The following is a 21,619-nucleotide window of genomic DNA, read 5'->3' as shown; positions in this document are numbered from 1 at the left end:
CGACTCGGGGTCCGTCTCCAATGATTTGATGGGTGACCTGATGGGACATGCTTGCGGTTTCATCGAAACAAACCGCATCCTTGCTTGGCTGCTTGGCTGCTTGGCTGCTTGGCTGCTTGGCTGCTTGGCTGCTTGGCTGCTTGGCTGCTTGTAGGCGGGCAAAGTTATTTGCCCTTTCGGTCAAAGAAAAGCGCTTCGACCAAAGTTACTCGCCCGAGTTGAAGATAGAAAAAGCCCCCGGAGATGCGATCTGCCGGGGGCTTTTTCATTTCACATTTACTGCCATCGTTCATCAGCTAGCTGAGAGCTATTGAGTTGATCTCTTAGCAACCTCCAATGCGACAGGTGCTGATCCAGCAGAGCAGTGAAACGGTCGTTGTGGTGGCGTTCATGTAAGTGAGCTAGCTCATGCACCAGAATGTACTCCAGGCACTGCACGGGCTTCTTGGCCAGCTCCAGATTGAGCCAGATGCGCCGAGCATCGATGTTGCAGGTGCCCCATTTGGTCTTCATCCGCTTGATGCCCCAGGCCAGCGCTTCAACACCTAACGTTGGCTGCCATTTCTCCAGCAGCTCCGGCACCAGACGTTTCAGTTCGGCCCGGTAGAAGTCGTGCAGCACCTGCTCGCGGCGTTCGACTGTGGTGTCAGGGCGCACGAAGAGATCCATAGTGGCCTTGCCGCGCAGAGCGATACGCAAAGCACCGGTGGTTTCGTAAACGCGCAGGCGGTAGCGACGGCCTAAGAAGTAATGACTTTCACCACTGACCATCCGCCGTTCTGATTGCCGGGGCTGGGCCTGAAACTTCGCGCGCTGACGTTTGATCCAGCCTAGCTTGCCAACCACCGCCAAGCGCACAGCTTCGTCGTCGACCGCCAACGGTGCAGCCACGCGCACACGGCCCTGCGGGGGATACACGCCCAGGTGCAGGTTTTTGATCGGCTTGCGCACGATCTCCACAGCCAAACCGCTGACCGTGATGCTGCGTGACTCAGTACTCATGCTGATGCTTGACCAGTTCTAACAAGGCTTCCAGCCGCTCGTTGTCCTGTCCCAGCGAGTCGCTGCCCAAGGCTTCAGCGGCGTCTATGCCCCACTGATTCAGCGCGTTCTTGATGGCCAGGCGCACGCGCTTGATCTTCATGGCATTGCCGCGCCAGTCATCCTGCCGGCTATCTAGCACGGCAGCGTCTACGGCCAATGCCAGGCCGGCGTCCTGTCCCAGGTTGTCATATAGGGCCTTGCGGGCGTTGCTATTGATCGAGCCGGGGTAGCTGTTGGTGCTGGTGGGGTTCTTCGCCTGTTTGGTCAGCTTTACCACTTCGGCCAGGTATTGTTGGTAACTGATGGCGTTTTCCTTACGCTTGGCGATAAGTGCATCGAGCAGCGAGGACATGGTTTCGTAGTACTTCGGGTTGATCGGCGACTCGTCGATGATCAACTTGCGCACGTTGTTCTCGATGGTCTCGGCGACGGCCTCCTGACTTTCGCGGATGCCCTTGGGCAGCGCGTCGATGGCTCCCATGCCACGCTCGACAATCAGCTCGATCAGCGACATATCCTCGAAGGCGGAAACCTTCTCGCTGTCCTCAGCGCGAATGTAGGTGTCGATCAAAAAGCGCATGCCAGGTTCATAGACTTTAAGGTCGATGTAATCAGCGCTAGCGAGCTTCACCTCATCACGTACCTTGGAGAAATGATCCACCTCGGCCTGGACTTCAATGATTTCCTTGGAGCTGTAGCCCGCTTCCTCAAGCTCGTTGGCGATATTACCGAAGCAACGGATCAGCGCCGAGGTCATCTTGTACAGGTTCAGGCGCTTGGGTTCGTTAGCCTTGAGCTGCTCGACATTGCCCGAGTCGGTGCCACAGAAGAAGCGCAGATATGCCGGCGTGTCCTTGGGCTGCTCCACGGGTTCGCACAGGGCCTTGATCGCTTCGCGGGCGTCTTCTAGATCTTCCTGCGCCTTGCCCAGGCGGTCTTCCAGCAGCCCGGCCACGTCAGCTTTGTCGTAACCATCCAGCGCGCCGCTGGTATAGTCGCCAATGGCACCCTCCAGCTGCTTGAACAAGTCCTTGTAGTCAATAATGTAGCCGTACTGCTTGTCCTCACCATCGAGGCGGTTGACCCGGCAGATGGCCTGGAACAGGCCGTGGTCGCGCATCTGCTTGTCGATATAAAGGTAGGTGGCCGAAGGCGCGTCGAAACCGGTCAACAGCTTGTCCACCACGATGAGCAGGCGCATCTGCCCTGGCTCTTTGATGAAACGCTGCTTGACCTCTTTCTCGAAGGTTTCCGGGTCTTTGTCGCCCAACATCTGGTTGTAGATGGCGTACTGGCGCAGCTTCTCGGTCAGCCCTTCGCCAGTGGTCTCGCCCTTGATGTCGGCAGGCGACGGTTTGTAACTGGTGATGATGGCGCACTTTTCGCCCATGTCTAGCTTGCTGAAAAGCTCATAGCACTTGCAGGCCTCGAAGATGCTGCTGGTCACCAGCATGGCATTGCCCCGGCCATCGGCCAGGCGCGGCTTGATGGCCATATCCAGCATGATGTCCGCGACTATCTTCTCTAGTCGCGATTGGCTCGACAGCACCTTCTGCATGGTGCCCCAGCGCTGCTTGAGCTGGGCCTTGGCCAGATCATTCAACGCCTTGGTTGCAGCATCGAACCACTGATCAATTTTCTTCTGTGACGTGATGTTCTGGTCAATGTCGCGGGCTTCGTAACGCAGGTCGAGCACCACGCCATCGGCCACCGCTTCATTGAATTTGTAGGTGTGGATGTAGCGGCCAAATACCTCGATACTCTTTTGCTTGTCCGCCTTGAGCAGCGGTGTACCGGTGAAACCGATAAACACCGCATTGGGCAGGATGGCTTTCATCGCCTTGTGCAACTCGCCGGACTGGGTGCGGTGGCACTCGTCGACAAACACATAGAGATCGCCTTTGGCGCTGAAGTCCGGTGGCAGACTCTTGCGAAGCTCTTCCACAAAGCCTTCCACGTCGGCATCTTCGCGGGCACCGAACTTGTGGATCAGCGAGCACAGCAGCCAAGGCGAAGGCTGGTTGAGCTTGTCGATCAGGTCGGCACCGCTGGCAGTGCGGTAAATCTGCTCGTTGACGCCGGTAAATACCTTCTCAATCTGCTCATCCAGCTCGGTGCGGTCGGTGATGATCAGCACCCGCGAATCTAGGATGTTTTCCCGAATCCACTTGGTCAGCCAGACCATGGTTAGGGATTTGCCCGAGCCCTGGGTGTGCCAGATGATTCCACCCTCGCGCCGACGCAGGTAGCGCTGTGCCTCGCGGACGCCGAAGTACTGGTTATGCCGGCAGAGCTTTTTCACGCCACTGTCGAACACGATGTAGTCGTGGATCAGTTCCAGAAAGCGCGTCTTGTTACACAGCTGGAGCAAATGCCGATCCAGCAGATTGTCGGCACCGGCGCTGTCCGCGTTTTCCTCTTTCCAGGTGAGGTAGTACTTCTCGCCAGTCTGGATGGTGCCGTAGCGCAGGCCTTGGGTATCGTTGCCGGCCATCACATACTGCATGGTCGAAAAGAACGGCTGGATAAACTCGGCCTTCTGATTGTCCAGGTTCTGCCGGATGCCCTCGTTCACCGCCACCTTGGAACGCTTCAGTTCTAGTACGCCTAGGGCAATACCATTCACATAGAGCACTATGTCCGGGCGCTTGGTATTGGCCTTGGCATCAGCTCCCTTGACGGTGACTTCCTCGGCAATTGCGAAGTGGTTCTTGTCAGCCTGTTTCCAGTCGATCAGCCAGACGGTCTGGGTATTCTCGCCCACCTCAGGCTTGATCTTCACCCCATAGCGCAGCAGTTCATACACCGCCTTGTTGCGGTCATAAATGCCTTTGCTGGCATCGTTGGCGGCCTTGTTCAGCTCGAGGACAGCTCGGCTGGCCGGATTTGCCTCCACGCCCTGCTCAAGCAGCCAGCCGCGCAGCAACTCTGCTTCGATATTGGCGTTGTTCGGGCGCTCGGCCCAGTCGCCGAGGTGCTCATAGCCCAGCTCCTGCTGGAACAGCTTGGCCACGCGTTGCTGGGTTATTTTTTCGATCTGGCCAACGGTGCTCATTGAGGCCGCTTCCTTTTCCTAGAGAGAGTTGGCGCATTTAATCCGCAATGCGCTTCGAATTGGTCTCAAACAGGCGCCCGGTGATAGCCCTCTGAAAAGCTCCTCGTTGAGGAACTGGATCAGCTTTTTGGATGTGGCTACCAACAACCCGTTAGCGAACTTATTCAGCATCCCTGCACCCTCTGTCAGGTAAGTCGAATTCGACCGGTTAAGAGTTCCTGCATCATACCCTGCTTAAGTTGAAGGGCCTTTTCGCGACGGACTTCGAGGGCGGCGAGTTCAGCACCCATATCGGATAGAACGGTGGCAATGGCTGTTTGTTCTTCCTCCAAAGGTTGGGGGATTTCGAGCAGCATAAAGGCGCTTTTGGCGATGTTGTAGCGGGTCGCGCCCTGTGCCAGCACGGACATAGCGGCACGTCCTGCTTTGCTCCTGAACCAGTATGCAAAGAAAAGTCCATTCACTTTGGCCGCGGTGTTGAAGCGGAAGCCGAAGCAGAAGCTGTTCAGGTAGAGGTTCTGAATCTCATCAAGCAGGACTGAGCAGAAGCCCACCTCTTCGGGTGTTTCTGAGGAGCCATTGAAGAAAAGGTCTCCCTTCTTGGCGAGGTTTTGTGCTTCGTCCGGCGCAACATCGACAGGTTCAAGCCAGCTCGCATCAATCACCGTATCGGTCATCACATTCATGAAAGGGATGTAGCGAGCTTCGCCGTGGCCGAAATCAATTTTTGTCTTTCCCGCGAGGCCACCATAGGTATTACCCAATGCTCGCATGGGTTTTACGTCCCACGCCCCACTAAACCCTGGCAGGCGGCGTTGGCCGGTGAGGAGTTGTTGCATGGCGGCTTGGTGGATGTCGCGCTTTTTGGTTACCAGTTGATCCAGGTTGCTGATCAGGGCGTCCATGTCGGATAGGGTTGCGGCTATGGCTCGTTGCTCTTCGACTGAAGGTGCCTGAACGACCAAGTTGCTTAGGGTTCCTTGATTTAAATTGATCATGGTAGACCCGACAGAGGAGTCTTCAATGGCCTTGATAATAGAGGGGGTCGAAAGAACTCGTTGAAGAAAGTAGGCATTCACCGATACAGATGGTCTAACGATCATCGAGCCGGTGCCGCAGAGCCATCCTCTTTCGCGTTCAGACACAACCGCACAGCGCCCCATATCGCCCCGTCGACCAATGATAACTTCGCCAAGGCTTAGTCGAAATTCATCCAGGCTCTTCGCCGCCTCTTCAGTAATTGTCATAGAGGCAGTCGGAACTATCCTGCCATCCAAGATATGCATCGGATTAACAACAGGGATGCCATCATTTGTGTAGTCGGATTTATGAAGCGCACTGCCAAATGGGCCAGTGCGGAAGCTTGCCACCTCACCGAGCTTTTTTGCCTCCCAGTCCACTGGCAATACACCCGCTTCAGTCTGCTTAAACCCCAGTTTTACCTCCGCACTCATACCGCAAACCCCATCTTGGCCAGATGCGCATTAACCTTGGCCGCCAGTACTTCCACTTCAGTATTTAGCGCCGGTAGTGGTGTGGTATAGCGTTCGGCCAGTTGGCGGATACGACCGCTGAGGGCCTGGGACACGCGATCCAGCTCGGTCTGCACATCGGCTTGCAGGGTGGCCAGCCACTTGTCGTCCACCACCAGGGTTTTCAGCTCGCCTTCGCTGAGCTGGGCGTAGTGGGCCTGCACCTTGGCATCCAGTGCTTTCTGCGCAGCTTTGACCTTTTTGCTGGCCTCGGCTTCACGCTCGATCAGCGCCAGGCATTGCTCCAGCGCCTGACGCTCTTCGTCAGCGTCCAAGTCATATTTAATAGCCTTGAGGCGTGCTTTCACGCTGGAGGCGGTCAGCTTGCCCTTGTCGGTTTTACCTTCGGCCAGCGGGCCATCTTCTCCACCCTGCTCCTCGTCCAGCTCTTCCAGCTCGCGGCTGATGGCATCGCGCTTGGATTCCAACTCGGTGATGACGGCAGCCTCTCCGGCGTAGTAACGGCGCACGATCAGTTCGGGCGGCAGCAGGTCTGTATTGGGTTCGCCCTTGGCTGGGCCGCTGGCGATTAGCGCCTGCCAGCCATCGATAACCAGTTGGTACATATCATCCTGCAAGGTGGCGTACCAGTAGTCCTGGAGGTGTTGGTACACGTCGTAGGCGTCCAGCAGCGGTGCGGCTTCAAAGCGATGCAGCAGGTCTTCAGCCAGGGTATTGAGCAGTGCCTTGGGACGGTCGCCAATGGCGATATTTTGCAGACGTGGGCGATGCTCATTACGCCAGGCATCGAACAGACCACTGATGTTCTGGTTAAAGGCGGTGAACTCGGGATGGGCAAAGATGCCGGGCTTGATCTCGGCCTGCGCCACCTTGAGCTGCAGGTATCCTGGCCGTTGTGGGGCAAACAGTGCGCCGCGCAGGTTGGGCATCACCTCCCAGTAGGCTTGCAGTGCATCCACATCGCGCTCGGGGATACCGCCGTGCAGGTGGGCGTCGATGTCTTGCAGGTCTTCCGTTTCGCTGGTGTCAATATAGCGTGGGATATTCAGGTTGAAGTCGTTGGCCTCGATCTCGGCCAGCGGCACCAGACGCGAGAATTTTGCCAGCTCGCGCTGCTGGGTGCAGGCATCGACGATCTTGTGGATGTCCTGCTCGCGCAGGCGGTTCTTGTTGCCGTCTTTGATAAAGCCCTTGCTGGCGTCGATCAGGAACAGCCCCTTGCGCCCAGCACTGCCGGCTTTGTCGAGAATGATGATGCAGGCAGGAATGCCAGTACCGAAGAACAGGTTGGCAGGCAAACCTATAATGGCCTGGATATAGCCTTGCTGGAGGATGCGCTTGCGGATAACCCCTTCGGCCCCGCCCCGGAACAAAACGCCGTGGGGCAAAATTACCGCCGCCTTGCCGGTGCTTTTCAGCGAGGTGAGCATGTGCAGAAGAAAGGCGTAGTCGCCGTTCTTGTCTGGTGGAATGCCGTAGCTGAAGCGGTTGTAGTCGTCCTCAGTTGGGTTGAAACCATTGCTCCAGGCCTTGGTGGAGAACGGCGGGTTGGCGACGATGAAGTCGAACAGCTTGAGGTTGCCCATAGGGTCTTTGAAATGTGGTGCGGACAGGGTGTTGTCCTTCCAGATTTCTGCCGTTGGGCAGTCGTGTAGGATCATGTTCATCTTGGCCAAGGCGCTGGTGGCGTTGTCCATTTCCTGGCCGTAGATGGCCAGGTCGAGCCCGGTGGTGCTCTTGGCTTCGTCGTGGGCCTTGAGTAGCAGCGAGCCGGAGCCACAGGTCGGGTCGTAAATGCTCTGCTTGCTGTCGGTGGCACCGGCTAAGCCGATGACCTGAGCCATGATCCGCGACACTTCAGCCGGGGTGTAGAACTGTCCCTTGCTCTTGCCTGATTCAGTGGCGAAGTGGCGCATCAGGTATTCGTAGGCATCGCCGAGGATGTCGTCGCCTTGGGCGCGGTTGCTGCGGAAATCCAGTCCCGGCGTGTTGAAGATGCTAACCAGGTTGGACAGGCGGTCGACCATCTCCTTGCCCTTACCGAGCTTCTCCTGGTCGTTGAAGTCGGCCACGTCGATGACGCCGGTGAGGTTATTGGCCTCGGCCAGGCGGGCGATGATCTGGTTGATCTTGTCGCCAATCTCCTTGTCGCCCTTGAGCGCCACCATGTCGGCGAAGCTGCCACCCTCGGGCACTTCGATCAGCGAGTTGGGGTCGCCCGCGTACTTATCTGAAACGTACTTCACGAACAGCAGCACCAGGACGTAGTCCTTGTATTGCGAGGCATCCATTCCACCACGCAGCTCGTCGCAGGATTTCCACAGAGAGGAGTAAAGTTCGGATTTCTTGATGGCCATGTGGTTCGTTGTGTCCGTTTTTAATAATAGTTTTGTAATTTAGGTACTGGGCTGCTCCGAAGCAAGAAGAGTATCCCAGCTTGTCGGGCGCGAATCAGAGTGACCAGAAGTCGCTAGATAACTCTGTTTGCCGGTTGCGCAACCGCTCGATTTCAGCCTGGATTTGAGCCTCTTCGTCGAATGCCCGAACCATTGGCTGCATTCCCTCAACTGAGGGTACGGGAATTTCCAAATCCTTGAGCGCAGAGAGCTGAAGGGATGGGATTGAGGCACCGACTGCCATCCGGTTCAGTAGTCCTTGGCCCATGGCTGACCGCAGATAAATTAACAGTGCTTTTGGGGGATAGATTTCGGGAAATCGGCTGCGCAAGACCACCAGAGACTGCCCCGCTATCCAGTAGCCTTTTCCTGAGTTGGGAACAACGTCAGCGATGCCCGCTTTGCCAACGACGCCCTTGAAGGTCATCAGTATGTCATTCGATCTGATGAAATAGGTGTCCGCCCTTGGGGAATTCAGGTCAAACAAGGTCTCTTTACTGGCGCTGTGGATGTAGCCGAACTGGGGGATGTCCTGAGCCAACACTTCCAACACTTCGGCCCCTGACGAAGCGGTAGCATGCTGGCGCGGGCGGATGATCTCGAAGAACTCACCCAACTTACCGGTCTGGTAGCGCTTCAGCGCCGTGCCCAGCTTAAGTGCCGATTCATCCAGTGCGTAACGGCTGACTTCCAGGCTGAAGTCGTTTTCAGCAATCTGCCAGGCTGGAACGCTAACCGCAATCTGGGACGTGTTTTTGTCCGCGATTAACGCTAGCAGTTCTGGGATATGTTTCAGCTCACAGCGCTTTCTTGCCGTCTGCTCTCGAAACTCATCCGTGTTCGCATTCACGAAGCGGACGGTTTCATTCCGGCGGTCACTGGTCATGACGAGGATGTTTACCGGAATAGGGGTATGGCTGCACAACCCAGGCGGAAGGGCAATAACTGCTTGTAGGTAGCCGTGGTTGATCAAATCCTCGCGCAGCTGTTTTTCAGCCCCTTTACCAAAGAGAACGGAGTTTGGAACCATTACCACGATGCGGCCATGGGTTTGCGCGAGAAGGTGGCGAATCTGGAGCACGCCGCCCGCTGGCGTTTTTTCGATAAATCGACCCCAGAGATCGTTCTCAGAAACTTCATGCGGGTAGTTAACCCCCATGGGAGGAGCACAAACGGATACGTCGAACTGAATCAGTTTGCCTTGGTGAATAGCCAAGGGCGCTTTCAAAGGATCGGTGGGATGCATTTCCCAACCAGCGGAGCTGACGAGGTTCAAAATCTGTGCTGGAGTGGTTGGCAGTTGAGACTCGACCCAGACTTTAGCCCCGCTGCGGACAACTCGTGCGGCAATCTGTCCTGAATTTTCCCAAGGGATGTACACCTTGTGGTGACAGTTCACCTTAGCCAGTGCGATGAGTAAATCGCACAGGCTCGGGGCGTAGGAAAAGTTTTCCATACGCGACTCGGTAGACCAAAAGGTCGCGTCATCTAACACCAGCGTATCGAGCAGACCTTGAGCATCCAAGACCCGAATCTTATGGATGAGTGGGGCGATATCACGCACGGCGCGCAGGTTTTGCCATACCCCTTCATCAAGGAACGGAAACGTCAATTGCTCACTCGCCTGCAATTTACGCAGCGCTTCGAGCTGGATGGAAAGTCCCTGTTCGGCGAACGCTTCAAAATGAAACTCTTCAGGAATGACCTGTTCTTTTGACAGTTTCGACCAGCACAGCAACTGCAGGATCAGTGACAGGGATGTGTAGCCACTGGCCCCTAGGCTTCGGGCCACATCCAGCAACTGGGGGAGAATCTTTTCGTTCATACGGTCTCCTAATGGGGGTCTGCAACGTATTTCAGTTGCGATGAGTACAGTTGTAGGTCGTGATCAGGGTTTCTCCCTCGGCCACGACGACGACCCCACCCTTGTCTGCGATTTTCATCAGCAGACGCTTTTCTCGCTCTAGGTCTGCTAGGCGCTGCTTGGCCTCCTTGAGCCCAAGGACGAATTTGTCTTTTTCCAATGACCCATGAGAGAGCACGTAATCAATCAATTTGAGCGGAATGCCGCGCTGGGATTGTCGAGCCTTGCAGTGGTGGGTGGTGTGCATGATGTACTCCAGGTTGGTGACCGTGAGTTGAATTTAGATTAAAGCTGGTCGTGCGTCAAGTAGGCAATTAATGCGTAATTTACGCATTGAATAAATCATCCAGAGTGGATGGGTTAGACCATCGCGGGGATGGCACAAGTAGCCTACGTTGGTGCAGTGGGCGCTTTGAAATCAACGACTGAGTCAAAGCTCGACGGTCAGCACCTTGATTCCCACCGTTTCGCAGAACCGTTCCAGGGCGGTCAGCGACCGCCACAGCCTAATCGGCTCGCGCCGCGAGCGCACCGGCAGCCACTTGCTACTGAGGCGCAGTTCCAGGCGCCAGGCCTCGCCGTCGCGCAGCACGCGAAACTCCCGCGCCGCCTCGGTTTCGACCAACGCCTGCAACGTCTCCTGCTCGATGGCCCGTTTCATGTCGATCCCCTGCGCTCGCGTGCAACCAGTCCCCAGGGTAGTGGTATAGCGCAGTCACCGAATCCGACGACCAGGATGCCCCTGCGTTTTCACCAGGCGGTGGATACCTGTGGGGGGCGATTGACCATAACGTCCAATTACACGCAGTTCACGGGCTGCTTGGCCAGTGGTGGAGGGGGGCGGATTTTAGAGAGATGCATGTATGGCCAATTGATATCATCATTGTAACTCGATACGATCGCTTAGGATCTGATACCTGAAAATTCACCTCCCTAGGAGTCAATACAATGGCTAAAAGCGCTCACGTTATTGCGACGGATATCGACGGTTTCATGAAGAAGAAAACCCTTAACGTCTGGACATTGCCTTGGGCACAGCTGTATGAGGTTTCCTCCCGGGAGCGAATCAAAGAGGCATTTCAGGATGATCTGCGTGCAGCCTTGAAGGCCCATGCTCTGGAAATTACCTACGGTTCAAATGCCGTGGTCATCCACAGAGATTCCAATTTTGGCCCGCAAAGTTGGGCTTGATTGGCTGGGGCTGATGGCCGTGAAACGGCAGATCGCAAAATCTCTGTGGCTTCTGCTGATAGCTACATCGTCAGTTAACCCGTAAGCGATCCTAGCTCGACGCCGGCAACCCAGCCTAGCAGTGGAGCCACGTTCCAAACCGATTAGCCTCTGAAACAAACATCTACCTACCTGGAGTTTGGAATCCTCATGGATGACAGCTATGAAATTGGCCATAGATTGATTGTTGTGGTTCCCGATAAAACCGCAGAAGCAATGCGCGAAGCGCAGACAGCACCAACAGCTTCTGAAGAAAGCTTTGTAGCAAAAATCGCGAAAACCGTATTCTCTGTTTACACGGGACCCTTCGCTCTCGCTCTCGGCAAACAAGCCGTAGACTTGATAAAAACGATCATGGAGGCGATGGATAAAGGTGCTGATCTCACAACCCTAAGTAATTCCGAAACTAAGAAGCTGAAACTCATATTCCCGCCAGGGCATCCTCGAGAAAATGTTGTTTACGCCCAGCACCCTGCAAATCCTTCGGTGTACTACACCGCGAGCTCGTTTCACCGTCAGGCGTTTGAACATAAATTCGCGGAAGTCGTAACGCTCTTATCGAGCCTAGGAGCGAATGAAATCAAGGTTGAGCATGTCATCGGCTGGGATCAGGACTTTTCAGCTGGCCTCGGCATCACAGTCCCATCTCAAGATTCTGGTTCATTAGGTGCCGGCAAAAAGGGTGCTGAGAGCTCCGCGGTTCTATTTGATGCAAAACTGGAAGGGCATGACACCCCGTCAATTCCGGAGAACCTCACTTGGTACCCACATGAAGCGCTTTGGCAAGCCGTAGCTACTGCTCGTGTAAACAATGGGCTGAAAAACTTCAATCTTTCACTCACGTATTCTGATGATTACGGTTTGAATGCCGGATTTAAGGCCACCATTAAGGGGACAGGGCTGGACCTAGGAGGCAAATTCGAAGAGCACCAATCTACCGTCTGGAAAATCACCGGGACTTTTGGTCCTGCGAGCTTTTAGGTAGACGTCGGTATTGATGGAGGTCGAAGTTTGGTTCACTGATTTAGACGGGGAAGAGGCGTGGCTCACGCGTGCGTCGACGGCGTCAGCAACTGCGCTTCGATTTGAAACGCCTCCTCCACCGACAGGCCGTTCATGATGTTTTCGATAATGGCTTCGCGCAGAGCGCGAATGCCGCTCGGGTAAACATTCGCCGGGTCGTGGTAGTGGGCGGCCATCAGCTGTTTCGCTTGCTCACGGGGTAGGCGCCGAAGGGGCGTGACCGCTTTTTCACTGTGCTGGCCATACAGGTCAAACGCCTGATCGACCGTGGACCAATCGAAAGCAAAGCAGCGTTGTTGTTCGGCGTGGCAATCGTGCTGCCACATGGCACTGCCGGGGTACTGATCCCCGGCGCTGACGATGATCAAGGTCAAACGCGGCAGGTCGCGCTCCGCCACAAAATCGTAGATCACCCATAGAATTCGTCCCATCCGCACCGGAATCAGGTTGGCCACCCGTTGATCATCTGGGTAACGGGCCTGGGCGCGTTCGATCAGTTGGCCATAGGTCAGGATCTGCCGGGCGGTGGCGAGTTCAATGAGCAGCGGATACAGCAGACGGGCGAGTTGGACATCCAGCAATGTACGGGCCATGGCGCATTCCTTTGAGGGTTTTGAGGAGGGGGCCCACGGTTCGTCCGCGCTTTAGCGTGAGCGGGTCACCGTGGTGGGACCGGCTGAGCTTATTCCAGAGCCAGCTCGATGCTGACTTTACCATTGGAGGCTTCAAGCTTTACGATAGTGCACGTGTTGAGGCCGATACCCAATAGGGCTTCCAGTCCCTCTTTGACACAGGTCTGCACCGCCAGCGGGGTGACGGCGCGCAGGGCATCGGCGGCGTTGCCTGCGGGTCGAGTGGTAGCCCCCACCGGTGAAGTGATGAGGCTCTGGGCAAAGCTCACCAGCGCTTGGACGAGTGAAGCCTTTCCCGAGTTATTTTCGCGCCAGCGGCGCACGCCTTGCTCGGTGACACCCGCCATTTCGCCAATTTTTTTATAGGAATAATGCGTGTGGGCTTTGATGCTCTCGACCAAGGCTTCGGTGCCGTGGATCAGATCACCCTCGGTGGTGAGTTGGCTCAATGCGGCTTGGATGGTGTCGACCATGGGGGTTGTCCTGTTGGGTAAACGGTTGATATGGTCTGCACGGTACGTAAGCCGTTTGTGACTGTCAACGTCTGTTTGACAACACTTTGGTTTACACCTGTGCGGTATTCACCCTCTGATGCACGAGGTCGCATTGGGCGCTGGCGCGTGAACCGAGGGCCCGAGCGCCCCCCCGGTGTGCTTCTTGGCGCCGGGCAGGCGGAGTCGAACCACGCTGCGCATAATCGAGGATGCGTTAAATGGTGCAACTCTATGACCGGGCACAGCTGCTGGACGCGGTCTGGTCCGAGCCGGTGCTGGCGGTGGCGCCCCGCTACGGGCTGTCCGATGTGGGGCTGAAAAAGCTCTGTTCGCGCCTGCAAATCCCCACCCCGCCACGGGGGTATTGGGCCAAGGTCAAAGCCGGCAAGCGCGTGCCCCCGCGGCCCAAGCTGCGCGAATACACCGGCCCTCCCGGTTATTTGTATCGTGCCGCCGGGCCACCCACTCGTCAGGTCCAGGCCGCTGAAGGCGTGGACAGCCGCCTTCAGCGCGTGCTGACCTTTGAGCAGCAGCCGGAAAACCAGATTGTGGTAGCGGAGCGCATCAAGGAGTGGCACCCCGTTGTCGCCGCTGCTCGCGAGGAGTTGACCCGACCAATCATCGATAAGCGCGGTATGCCCCAAACACCCGGTAACGGGCTGAATATTTCCGTTTCTCCCTCGCTGCAAAATCGTGCACTCAAAGTGGCCAATACACTACTGAAGGCCTTGGAAAAACGGGGGTACGCCGTGCAGCAAGGGAAACACCAGGTCGAGGTCGTGATGTTTGGCGATGCGCTGCGGTTACGGTTGTATGAACCGTCCTTGCGTTCGGACTACGTGCCATCGGCCACGCAGTTAGCCGAAAAAGCCAAGGGTGGATGGAGCTACTGGCCGAAATGGCAATTCACGCCGTCCGGACGACTTCAGGTAATGGCCGATGACGGTTATGGCGGCAAAATCACCGATTCGGATCGTCACTCGGTCGAGCAACAGCTCAACAAACTCATTGGTCTGATGGCCACCAGAGCGGTCGGGTTTCTGGTTCGCAATGAACGTCAGGCGATTGAAGACGCCGAGCGTCAGCGAGATCGCGACATGGTGCTGGAGCGAAAGCGTCGACAAGATGCGGAAAAACAGCAGCTGGCGAAGCTTGAAGTCGATGCGCAGAACTGGAGCCGCGCGCAAGCCATCCGTGAGTATCTCAATGCACTGGAACAGACCGCCGAAGGACACGGACTTTCCGCGGAGCAACTCGAACTGCTTCGTTGGGGGCGCGCCAAAGCGGACTGGATCGATCCCCTCAAACAGGGGGTGGCGGACGTGTTAGATGAGGAGATTGTGATTCCTCGATAGCTGTCGCGACGATGAGCGTTTTGGCAGTGGATATGAGCATTACCGGCTTAGTCGAGTACAGACCGTGTGCCATGTGCAAGTGCTTTACTCGACTGGGTACCGGTATTAATTGGTTGGATCCTAAGTGGTTGAGCTATGGTGAATAAATGCCTATCTCCGAGTTCTCGCAAGCGACAGGACGAAGGGATATGTAGCCATAATTTTTCTCAAGGATGTGAAGGGCGCCATACCGCATCACCTGACATCTAGGAACATTCCTACCTACAAGCGCACTCATGGGAGGACACCCTAAAACACAGAGTGCTCCGTTCAAGATGTACTACTGCTTCTCGGAGCTCTAAACCTTTCTGAGGGCAGTGTGTACATGCACGATTTACAGGATCGATTGCTTTATAGGTTGCCCCAGGTTGTTTAACTGAGCCCCCGCTGCGAACCCAAAGCAAGGGATGACCCCAGGCTGAGATGTGCCTGTACGCTGGCTGATTATTTTCCGAGCCATGGTGCGGAGCCGTAGCTACAAATAGGAGAGATTGAGGCTGTATTTTTTTAGTGAGAAACGAATTGGCGTAGCTAGGGCCATCTCCTAACGGCGAGTCACCACAAAACATAACTCCCAATCGCGTGGTGTCCGCAGGTGCTAGAAAGGCTAGGCATTGCTCGTTGGCTGGTGATAACTGTGCAAGATACGAAAGTTTACGAGGAGGCGGAGGTGGTTGCTCTACTGAGTTTAGAGGTTCGAGAAACTGTGCATTTCCCCCTTGGGCGGAGCGACTCGTTGCAAAAGCGTTGTAATCAAACCAACGTATTGGTACTCCATACGTTATGGCTTGAGCTGCAATGGCTCGAATTGCTTTAGCTGCATCGATAAGCTCCAACCAATAATTGGCCACAGCTGGAGTGATTTTGCCTTTGGCCTTTCTGTAGCGGAGCTGAGTACGTCCACTTTCAAAGGCGCGTTCGGTTCTGGAAAGTAGGCGCCGATGGTGGCGGTAATTACGATAGTTATGATCGGAAGCAGGCCTTTCATTCCAGTAACCCAGTCTTTCTAGTAAAGTTTTATAGGAGAATTTGACGTCTCGCTCCATGAAGTCATCCGCTGGCTTTTGTGAGTTAGCTTCTTTCCTTTCCGCGGTCGCCACCGTCTCGAAATGGTGTGCTACAGCATCGACGTCATTTGGCAAACTCCTAAGCAAGTCTCGTGGTGTACGATCTAATTCCGAAATGAGGCCCTGCATTGTGGTTCTGGGATTTTCGATGAGTTCAGGAATAGAGTCTGCCCATGCTCCTGGAAGCCAAAACTCTCCTACGGTGAGCTTTGAGGTACCGATCAGGGTGGCCAGGCCGCCCGCATGATCGCGATCCGCGTGGGTACAAATCACGATGTCAATAATCTTCAAGTCAGGGGCGTGGATTTTCAGGGCTCTTGATAAGTCGCGACTGTTGTATCCACCATCGACAAGCACTGTCTTACCATCTCGGATCAATAGGAACGCCTCTCCTTTGATCGGTAGAGCGATGAGCTTTTCCATGTTACGTAGTCTTCCCAACAGCTTGTAGTTTGATATCAGTATGATACTGCTCGCCCAGCGAAGAAAGGCACTCGAACTGGATTATCTGGAGTTATGATTTTTCGGTGGAGGCGAGTCGCTACTGGGTAGAGCCAACATCAGCCTCATTTTGCTTCAGAGGTTTGCCAGCAAATGCCGAGCCCTCCACTCGACTAAATGCCTGAACTGTGGCGTCGGAGAAGAAGGTTTTATACTTGGAGGACTCCTGAATCCTGGCGAGTTTCGCGAGCGCTCGGGCTTTCACATCTTTGGGCGATTCAGTGGCCATGACCATTACCTCCTGACAACCGCGTCTCAACATCTTTAGCAAACCCATTGCAGACCGTAGTGGCTGAGGGGCCACTCACAAGCTAGGACAGGCGCCGTCTCAGCCTGCACCAAGTCCAAGCTTGCCAACCCTAAAAAACTCCGAATTCGCTCAACTAGCTAGTGAGTGCAGCATTTTCGTGTATGTACGCCCGGAATTCGTCTGTGCTAACCATATTATGCCTAGCGTCATAGGTATTAGAGTCCTGGTTGTAAGGGGACGTGGTGCTGAATAAAACTATGCTGCCCCCGGAGAATCTTGTGACGCGCCGAGCTGAGTCAGGTAGTGGTTGCCCGTTGTGCTCACCTTCAAACCAGCTAGTCAGAGGAGCGTAACAGCCTGGCTGAATCTCAGTGACCTCCTCGCTCGTGTCTTCAAACGGACTGTCTGGATCTTCAACAGATTGCACCTGTCGAAGCTCGAGCCGAAAGTAGCTCCACTCCGGCTTCCCTGGGTATGGCTCAAAAATTAACCGTGCTGGTGCGCAAAGATCGAACATATTTTCGTCGATACGGAGCTGAATCATTCCCTCTTCGGGAGCTACATCGGCGTCCCGTAAGGTCATTCCCCCTCCAGTGGGATAAAACATGTGGTTCAGAGCCTCAACCCTCGAGGCCAGCTTGAGGACACTGCAAATCTGGGTCCTGTCTTCCCACTGCGCCCTGGAAGGTTGACCTAAAGGAAATAGTCTTTCCGAAATCTCCCGCCACTGATGGCGAATCTTCTCTTCGAAGCTCGTGTCGATCCTGACCCATTCAGCCAACCGGCGTGAAAAATCTTCGGCAGATGGTCTCTCTTCTGGGGCGTGATCCGTTGCAGCGACTAATAGCTCGTTCAACGGAGTGAGGTAGTGGCTATCTTGCAAATAACGGGAGAGACCCACAGTGCTCGATTGAGGATCGTATTGCCCTTCAAAACCGAGATCTACACCGGTAAGGACGATCCAAAGTGACTTTGCCAAAGAATAGACGTCAGCCGGATCCCCGGCGGCAGAAGAAGCGGCTCTCCTCATTTCCGGTGCAATTGTGAACTTCGCGCCGACATCCCTACGCTCCGGAGTAAGTCCGTCAGCCTTTGGTAGTTTTACTAGCCCGAAGTCCGAAAGGCACACCATGCCGTTTAGAACGAGGAAATTGGCAGGTTTAACGTCCCGATGGCATATCCCTAACGAATGCAAGCGTGCGAGGGTTGACGCCAATAGTTCGAAGTCAGCGGTAATCTGATGCACAGATTTGTCGCTGATCGTATCTAGATAGGGAGTAGCAAGAGGCATCCGGTACCAAGGCCTTTCTTTGTTTGGGTCTTCTGGGATGTGGCTTTCCAAAAGAGGTACGATTCCGGGGAACTCCTCAAGCTTTTGCAAGGCATCTATTTCGCGGCAGAAGCGCTTATAAGGCTCGTCAACGCCCCCACGGATGAGCAGCTTTATCGCGCATTGCTCTGAGGAATCGGTGGTTACTTTCCAGACCTCACCGTTACCCCCCTCGCCGAGTTTCTCCACTAACTCCCAAGCGCCGAACTTTTGCCCTACTGCGAATTTAGCCATTGCTAGATGCCCTGCTTGTCCTACTGATGGGTTGGCCACAGCGATATCCCCGGCGCGTGATTTCATCACTGCGAAAAGTCGGCGTGTGAAAATTGCCTGCGGGCGCTGATAACCCGAATCATATCTGAGCAGGAAGATGGTTACTTCATGCTGTGTGGTTGAGAAGGCAGCGTAATACGCGATAGAGGGGAGAGGGGCGCCCGCCTCCTCTCTATGGCAGCCCTTGGCCGATTCTGCCTGTCGCTAACGTCGGCTATGGGTCCAGGCTGTGTGAAAACGCCTGCGATTGTCTAATCTTCTGATCGTCTAGATCGTGGCGGGGACGATCATGAAGCGATTCATTGAAGGTGAGGCTCGGACGCAAGTCACGTTGCTTCCGGAGTGCCTGGACGATTACGTCACCGAAGAAAATCCAGTGCGAGTGGTCGACGTTTTCGTCGATGAGCTCGACCTGGGTGCACTTGGATTTGAAGGTGTTGATCCTGCTGCAACTGGTCGTCCGGCCTACCATCCGGCGATCTTGCTGAAGATTTATATCTACGGCTATCTCAATCGGATTCAGTCCAGCCGCCGGCTGGAACGTGAGGCCGAGCGTAACGTCGAGTTGATGTGGCTGACAGGTCGCCTAGCCCCGGACTTCAAAACCATTGCCGACTTTCGCAAAGACAACGGCAAAGCCATTCGCAGCTTCTGCCGACAATTCGTAGTGCTTTGCCGCAACCTCAATCTCTTCTCCCAATCAATCATCGCCATCGACGGCAGCAAATTCAAAGCCGTGAACAACCGCGACCGTAACTTCACCCAGGGCTGTCGAGGCCGATGCCGAATTGACCCACGTGCCGACGCAAGACTGCCCCACCTCTATATCGGCACAAACCCTGTGCAGGCAATGTTTTTCGAGGACTCAGACCGGGTCAGTGACATATCGGAAACTGGGTCAATTCGGCGTCAGCGCCAACACCAATATCCTTTCGAGCAGCATCGGCAGTACCTCGGCGGCAGCTCCCATCAGCATGAACTCCCTCTCTTCACCCTTTGCGACGTCTGCCTTATTCACATGAATGACCGAAGCCCCAGACGCCAACGCAAGGTCGGGAAGACCTGCGGCAGGCATGACGATCCCAGAGGTGCCCACTGAGATCATAAGATCGCAATCCTTCACCAGGAGCACTGCGGCCTTCCAAGCCTGGGGTGGCAAATCCTCTCCGTACCAGACCACCGCAGGGCGCATTTTGCCGTTACAGCGCTGACACCTAGGAGGCTCGATCAGAGCGCCGTTATCCGGCACAGCTGATTGATCTGGTGAAACTACCGCAGGCCGATGGCAGGCGAAACATTTGGGCATTGCCAAACTGCCATGCAAATGCACCACATTTAAAGAGCCGGCTCGCTCATGAAGGTTGTCAATATTCTGGGTGATAACAGAAACCTGGCGTTGTGAGCCAGCCATGCGCGCTACCGCAAGATGTGCCGCATTTGGCTCTGCTTGAGCGAATCGGAGCCGCCGCCATAGATACCATCCCCATACCAGTGCCGCGTTTTCCCGAAAGGCCTTGGCCGTCTCTAAATCCCTTGGATCGTATCCTGCCCAGATTCCAGAAAGTTTTTCGCGGTACGTGGGGATACCGCTATCGGCGGAGATACCGGCGCCAGTAAAAAAGACCACCTTCTTGGCCTTCTGTAATAGGTCTACAGCTTGCTCTGTGACAGTCATGGTACCGATCTGCTCCTGCCTTACTGCTTTGCGCTCACAGAGTCGCTCGACTTCGGCGTCAGAACTATCGCACCGTCGATCACTTCAATGGTCAGTACATCGCCGATGCCCAGAACTAAGCTGGCGAGTAGGTCAGGCGGCAGGTCAATGATGACGTCGCCACTTCCATCTGCAGGATCTTGGCATTGCACTGTCCAGCGTTGGTCTTCGGTCATGATGTTATTCACGCTTTGGTCTTGGTGGGGACGATTCATTATGCTCGCGAATGTGTTCACCAGTTGAAGCGTGATGCTGGCTGCTGATGACTTTTTCTGGCCGATTTCTGTCTGTCGCGACCGTCAGTTGGGTCGTATGCCTCTCCTAAAGGACTGCCTTTTTTGTCAGCAATTTTCGGGGGCAGGCACTTCCAGTCGCACCGAGCATGTGTATAAAAATTAGCGACTTTATGCTCGGAGCATAATTTCGCTAACATCCATACACGTACCGTCGCGACTGTAGAAAGCTCCTCGTTTGGCGGACAACGCGATCCCCAAAGTAACCAGGTCAGGCTAGGGTCCGAGTCCCCCCTAAAGGAAAGCCGAAAATCAGCACTGGCCCAATCATTTAGCGAGGGTATCGATGAAACTTTCGCTTTTTTCTCAATACTTGACTGGCACTGGTTGGTCGACTCAAAACCGACACGTCGGATTTCCCAAGATGAGTACCCGAAAGACCGGTCGCACATTTCGTCCAAGCTGGACGCCAACGCCTCCCATCAGGCTGCGCCACCCCACTCAAGAGCCCGAAGAATACGGCGAACTTGTTTAGCTCCTATCTCTGTTTCGCAGAGCATGATCGGCGCAGTCCCACCAAGAGCTTTATTCGAAGCCGACATCCAATGTGTGGCAATCACTTGTGTATCAAATATCTCCTCGGCCAGGTGACTGAGCGTAGCAATTCTGTCCAAACGCTCGGAGGCCACAGGATCAAGGTTCTTTTGCGCTCGCCGCCGTCTTTCAAGCGTCGACATTGATGCGTGGAGCAGCGTTTCCAGTTCGCAGTCTTGAAGGTCGAAAGCCAAGCGAAACACCTGAATGAGGTCAGCAGGAATCCCTGCTTTGATTTGTTGCAACCTCTCCGCATCCGTCATCGACTGTTGATAGGTGCTGAATTGCCAAAAGGCGGCGATCGCCACGTCTCGGGACGCGTCTTGCTTTTTTGTCGGACGTCGAGTCGCAGTTGAAGTGTTCATCAACACTTCCTCCAAATGATTGCCCATCAAATGGACTATGAGCTATCTCCTGTCTAACCGGAACGGCCATTGAGCGCTCGTCCAACTCTGTAACGCAGAAGGTCGATAAGGAGATGGAGCCAGTAACCCTGTACGTATCCCTGGCTCAGGATCAGCGGCTGTGGCTGTCGGGGGGCTTCAATTTGCGACCCTTCAAGCTCACTGGGGATATGGCGCAAAAAATGACGGTGAACGATATGAGCTGCGCCTCTGCGAAAGCTGCTTCTTTCAGACACGTGCCTACCTCAAGCAGGAAGGGCGATCCCATAATCTTTTTAACGATGATGAAGGCACTTTTGCCCGAGATGATTTCGGCTTAGTCGCAAAGAATGATTTCTTTGGTGACTCTAAAATTCGCAGTTGAAACTGTCACCGAGAGTGACTGATCGCTCTTGGTCTCGCCTTCTAATCGGATGCCAACCTCAGAATTGTACAGATCTAACAAGCGTACCCCTGACGTCAGCGATCAGCGCAGGGGAAGTGCCGAGGGATTGTCTTACCTGGGCGCTCCAAACGAGCTGATGCTGATTGGCTCGGCCGCGCAAGTGTTGCCTGCATTGTTGCAAGCATCACCCTCGACCTAGACCTGGCAGTATCTCTGGAAAACGCGCGGCTGCTTTCGTAGCGC

The 21,619-nt window shown here is 55.0% G+C and carries 18 protein-coding genes and 2 pseudogenes; 5 read left to right on the top strand and 15 right to left on the bottom strand.

What is annotated here, in order from left to right; genetic code table 11:
* Positions 1-276 precede the first annotated feature (276 nt).
* From KW840_RS04745 to KW840_RS04715, 7 genes are all read right to left on the bottom strand, one after another.
* Positions 277-1,002: a M48 family metallopeptidase gene (locus KW840_RS04745; protein ID WP_218494575.1), complete on the bottom strand. Its 726-nt coding sequence runs from the start codon at positions 1,000-1,002 to the stop codon at positions 277-279.
* Positions 992-4,099, bottom strand: coding sequence for a type I restriction endonuclease subunit R (locus tag KW840_RS04740; RefSeq protein ID WP_218494574.1), 3,108 nt, complete (start codon positions 4,097-4,099; stop codon positions 992-994). The genes KW840_RS04745 and KW840_RS04740 overlap by 11 nt, the downstream gene beginning before the upstream one ends.
* Positions 4,100-4,284: 185 nt before the next feature.
* Positions 4,285-5,553: a restriction endonuclease subunit S gene (locus tag KW840_RS04735; RefSeq protein WP_218494573.1), complete on the bottom strand. Its 1,269-nt coding sequence runs from the start codon at positions 5,551-5,553 to the stop codon at positions 4,285-4,287.
* A complete protein-coding gene (locus KW840_RS04730; RefSeq protein WP_218494572.1) occupies positions 5,550-7,949 on the bottom strand; it encodes a type I restriction-modification system subunit M in 2,400 nt (799 codons plus the stop codon). The genes KW840_RS04735 and KW840_RS04730 overlap by 4 nt, the downstream gene beginning before the upstream one ends.
* Positions 7,950-8,043: 94 nt before the next feature.
* Positions 8,044-9,813 carry a type I restriction-modification system subunit M/S gene (locus KW840_RS04725; protein WP_218494571.1) on the bottom strand — a complete coding sequence of 590 codons (1,770 nt, stop codon included), beginning with the start codon at positions 9,811-9,813 and terminating at the stop codon, positions 8,044-8,046.
* Positions 9,814-9,844: 31 nt separating this feature from the next.
* Positions 9,845-10,099 (bottom strand): DUF4258 domain-containing protein, encoded by a 255-nt coding sequence (locus tag KW840_RS04720; RefSeq protein ID WP_218494570.1) that lies wholly within the window; start codon positions 10,097-10,099, stop codon positions 9,845-9,847.
* A gap of 183 nt (positions 10,100-10,282) precedes the next feature.
* Positions 10,283-10,513, bottom strand: coding sequence for a hypothetical protein (locus KW840_RS04715; RefSeq protein WP_218494569.1), 231 nt, complete (start codon positions 10,511-10,513; stop codon positions 10,283-10,285).
* A gap of 287 nt (positions 10,514-10,800) precedes the next feature.
* On the opposite strand from KW840_RS04715, the gene KW840_RS04710 reads away from it, so the two are divergent.
* Positions 10,801-11,043: a hypothetical protein gene (locus KW840_RS04710; RefSeq protein WP_218494568.1), complete on the top strand. Its 243-nt coding sequence runs from the start codon at positions 10,801-10,803 to the stop codon at positions 11,041-11,043.
* A 189-nt stretch (positions 11,044-11,232) separates the two neighbouring features.
* Positions 11,233-12,063 carry a hypothetical protein gene (locus KW840_RS04705; RefSeq protein WP_218494567.1) on the top strand — a complete coding sequence of 277 codons (831 nt, stop codon included), beginning with the start codon at positions 11,233-11,235 and terminating at the stop codon, positions 12,061-12,063.
* Positions 12,064-12,128: 65 nt separating this feature from the next.
* Here the strand turns inward: KW840_RS04705 and KW840_RS04700 are convergent, their stop codons facing one another.
* Together KW840_RS04700 and KW840_RS04695 are read right to left on the bottom strand one after the other, a co-directional pair.
* Positions 12,129-12,698, bottom strand: a complete 570-nt coding sequence (locus tag KW840_RS04700; protein ID WP_218494566.1) for a hypothetical protein — start codon at positions 12,696-12,698, stop codon at positions 12,129-12,131.
* Positions 12,699-12,787: 89 nt separating this feature from the next.
* Entirely contained in the window at positions 12,788-13,210 is a 423-nt protein-coding gene (locus tag KW840_RS04695) for a hypothetical protein (RefSeq protein ID WP_218494565.1), read from the bottom strand.
* Between the two features lie 239 nt (positions 13,211-13,449).
* Between KW840_RS04695 and KW840_RS28420 the strand changes: the two genes are divergently transcribed.
* A complete protein-coding gene (locus KW840_RS28420) occupies positions 13,450-14,586 on the top strand; it encodes a hypothetical protein (RefSeq protein WP_256353199.1) in 1,137 nt (378 codons plus the stop codon).
* A gap of 257 nt (positions 14,587-14,843) precedes the next feature.
* On the opposite strand, the gene KW840_RS04685 is transcribed toward KW840_RS28420, so the two are convergent.
* The 3 genes from KW840_RS04685 to KW840_RS04675 all read right to left on the bottom strand — a co-directional run bounded on the left by KW840_RS04685 (position 14,844) and on the right by KW840_RS04675 (position 18,007).
* Entirely contained in the window at positions 14,844-16,115 is a 1,272-nt protein-coding gene (locus KW840_RS04685; protein WP_218494564.1) for an MBL fold metallo-hydrolase, read from the bottom strand.
* A gap of 118 nt (positions 16,116-16,233) precedes the next feature.
* The gene (locus KW840_RS04680) at positions 16,234-16,422 is read right to left on the bottom strand and encodes a hypothetical protein (protein WP_218494563.1); all 189 of its coding nucleotides are present in this window, start codon (positions 16,420-16,422) and stop codon (positions 16,234-16,236) included.
* A 154-nt stretch (positions 16,423-16,576) separates the two neighbouring features.
* Positions 16,577-18,007, bottom strand: a complete 1,431-nt coding sequence (locus KW840_RS04675; RefSeq protein ID WP_218494562.1) for a protein kinase — start codon at positions 18,005-18,007, stop codon at positions 16,577-16,579.
* A gap of 328 nt (positions 18,008-18,335) precedes the next feature.
* On the opposite strand from KW840_RS04675, the pseudogene KW840_RS04670 reads away from it, so the two are divergent.
* A pseudogene (locus KW840_RS04670) lies at positions 18,336-18,809 on the top strand (transposase); the annotation flags it as partial.
* A gap of 135 nt (positions 18,810-18,944) precedes the next feature.
* Here KW840_RS04670 and KW840_RS04665 read toward each other — a convergent pair.
* The 3 genes from KW840_RS04665 to KW840_RS04655 all read right to left on the bottom strand — a co-directional run bounded on the left by KW840_RS04665 (position 18,945) and on the right by KW840_RS04655 (position 20,952).
* On the bottom strand, positions 18,945-19,721 hold the full coding sequence (locus KW840_RS04665; RefSeq protein WP_218494561.1) for an NAD-dependent deacylase: 777 nt from the start codon (positions 19,719-19,721) through the stop codon (positions 18,945-18,947).
* 20 nt (positions 19,722-19,741) lie between these two features.
* Complete coding sequence (locus KW840_RS04660; protein ID WP_371318443.1) at positions 19,742-19,948, bottom strand: AbrB/MazE/SpoVT family DNA-binding domain-containing protein; 207 nt, start codon at positions 19,946-19,948, stop codon at positions 19,742-19,744.
* Between the two features lie 527 nt (positions 19,949-20,475).
* The gene (locus tag KW840_RS04655) at positions 20,476-20,952 is read right to left on the bottom strand and encodes an antitoxin Xre/MbcA/ParS toxin-binding domain-containing protein (protein ID WP_218494560.1); all 477 of its coding nucleotides are present in this window, start codon (positions 20,950-20,952) and stop codon (positions 20,476-20,478) included.
* A gap of 539 nt (positions 20,953-21,491) precedes the next feature.
* Between KW840_RS04655 and KW840_RS28920 the strand changes: the two are divergent.
* Positions 21,492-21,575 (top strand): annotated as a pseudogene (locus KW840_RS28920) (NAD-dependent deacylase); the annotation flags it as partial.
* Between the last annotated feature and the right edge of the window lie 44 nt (positions 21,576-21,619).

Source organism: Pseudomonas sp. PDM30, assembly GCF_019218985.1.
GTDB lineage: Bacteria > Pseudomonadota > Gammaproteobacteria > Pseudomonadales > Pseudomonadaceae > Aquipseudomonas > Aquipseudomonas jessenii.
This window is presented reverse-complemented; position numbering and strand designations above follow the sequence as displayed.

What these genes read in the sequence shown, in the direction of transcription:
- KW840_RS04745 (WP_218494575.1), bottom strand. Translation starts at nt 1,002, where the DNA reads ATGAGTACTGAGTCACGCAGCATCACGGTCAGCGGTTTGGCTGTGGAG.
- KW840_RS04740 (WP_218494574.1), bottom strand. Translation starts at nt 4,099, where the DNA reads ATGAGCACCGTTGGCCAGATCGAAAAAATAACCCAGCAACGCGTGGCC.
- KW840_RS04735 (WP_218494573.1), bottom strand. Translation starts at nt 5,553, where the DNA reads ATGAGTGCGGAGGTAAAACTGGGGTTTAAGCAGACTGAAGCGGGTGTA.
- KW840_RS04730 (WP_218494572.1), bottom strand. Translation starts at nt 7,949, where the DNA reads ATGGCCATCAAGAAATCCGAACTTTACTCCTCTCTGTGGAAATCCTGC.
- KW840_RS04725 (WP_218494571.1), bottom strand. Translation starts at nt 9,813, where the DNA reads ATGAACGAAAAGATTCTCCCCCAGTTGCTGGATGTGGCCCGAAGCCTA.
- KW840_RS04720 (WP_218494570.1), bottom strand. Translation starts at nt 10,099, where the DNA reads ATGCACACCACCCACCACTGCAAGGCTCGACAATCCCAGCGCGGCATT.
- KW840_RS04715 (WP_218494569.1), bottom strand. Translation starts at nt 10,513, where the DNA reads ATGAAACGGGCCATCGAGCAGGAGACGTTGCAGGCGTTGGTCGAAACC.
- KW840_RS04710 (WP_218494568.1), top strand. Translation starts at nt 10,801, where the DNA reads ATGGCTAAAAGCGCTCACGTTATTGCGACGGATATCGACGGTTTCATG.
- KW840_RS04705 (WP_218494567.1), top strand. Translation starts at nt 11,233, where the DNA reads ATGGATGACAGCTATGAAATTGGCCATAGATTGATTGTTGTGGTTCCC.
- KW840_RS04700 (WP_218494566.1), bottom strand. Translation starts at nt 12,698, where the DNA reads ATGGCCCGTACATTGCTGGATGTCCAACTCGCCCGTCTGCTGTATCCG.
- KW840_RS04695 (WP_218494565.1), bottom strand. Translation starts at nt 13,210, where the DNA reads ATGGTCGACACCATCCAAGCCGCATTGAGCCAACTCACCACCGAGGGT.
- KW840_RS28420 (WP_256353199.1), top strand. Translation starts at nt 13,450, where the DNA reads ATGGTGCAACTCTATGACCGGGCACAGCTGCTGGACGCGGTCTGGTCC.
- KW840_RS04685 (WP_218494564.1), bottom strand. Translation starts at nt 16,115, where the DNA reads ATGGAAAAGCTCATCGCTCTACCGATCAAAGGAGAGGCGTTCCTATTG.
- KW840_RS04680 (WP_218494563.1), bottom strand. Translation starts at nt 16,422, where the DNA reads ATGGCCACTGAATCGCCCAAAGATGTGAAAGCCCGAGCGCTCGCGAAA.
- KW840_RS04675 (WP_218494562.1), bottom strand. Translation starts at nt 18,007, where the DNA reads ATGGCTAAATTCGCAGTAGGGCAAAAGTTCGGCGCTTGGGAGTTAGTG.
- KW840_RS04665 (WP_218494561.1), bottom strand. Translation starts at nt 19,721, where the DNA reads ATGACTGTCACAGAGCAAGCTGTAGACCTATTACAGAAGGCCAAGAAG.
- KW840_RS04655 (WP_218494560.1), bottom strand. Translation starts at nt 20,952, where the DNA reads ATGAACACTTCAACTGCGACTCGACGTCCGACAAAAAAGCAAGACGCG.